Genomic DNA, 741 nt, shown 5'->3' on the forward strand with positions numbered 1-741 from the left:
TCTACAGTGTCTAATTTAACTTCAGCTTGTTCTTTTTTTGCTTCTTGATTACAAGCTGTAAGCGCTAAAACTGACGCTGCAATCAATGACAATCTAATCGTCTTTTTCATTTTAAATCTCCGACACACTTTGCAGTTGTCATTTTAATGTATTATTACTAGTGAAAGATTAACGGCCCACATGATAGGCTGCTTGTTTAATGACTAAATTCCATATTGTTAGCTAAACTAAAAACATATCCAGTGATTAGACAAACAACCTAGGCATTTAACGCGTCCTAGTCTAACCTCTCAGTCACTAAGAGTTAAGGGGAAATACCTGTAATATGTCGATATTTCGTACTTTTTTAATCGTATTTAGCTGTTTTTTAGCCATCGCCTGTACCGATAAAAAACAACACGCTGTAGCAAGTTACGAACATGCTGCACAAGGTGCGTTTTCATCAACAGTTTCAAACGATGGTAAATACAGTTTGATCTCCTCTATCAACCATGGGGTCGCCCTGTGGGATAATCAACAGCAGGTGCTAAAATACCAATGGTTTCAGCAGCAGTCACAAGACAGCCTAGTGTACGCTGTTGCCATTGCTTTTGATAACAGCGTGGCTGTTACCGCCGAAAAAACCACGTTTGCTGTGTGGGATATAGCCACAGGCAAAAATAAAGGTTATTACAAAATACAAAAAGCCAGTATTCGCGATATTGCTATTAGCAATCAAGGCCGTAGTGTTTTATACGGCCG

General features: G+C 39.0%; 2 pseudogenes. One reads left to right on the plus strand and one right to left on the minus strand.

The window, feature by feature from the left end:
* Positions 1–110 (minus strand): annotated as a pseudogene (locus H5072_RS21435) (peptidylprolyl isomerase); the annotation flags it as partial.
* A 215-nt stretch (positions 111–325) separates the two neighbouring features.
* Here H5072_RS21435 and H5072_RS20805 point away from each other — a divergent pair.
* Positions 326–741, plus strand: a pseudogene (locus H5072_RS20805) (hypothetical protein); the annotation flags it as partial.

The sequence above is a fragment of the Pseudoalteromonas sp. SR45-5 genome (genome assembly GCF_014163565.1).
Taxonomy (GTDB): domain Bacteria; phylum Pseudomonadota; class Gammaproteobacteria; order Enterobacterales; family Alteromonadaceae; genus Pseudoalteromonas; species Pseudoalteromonas distincta.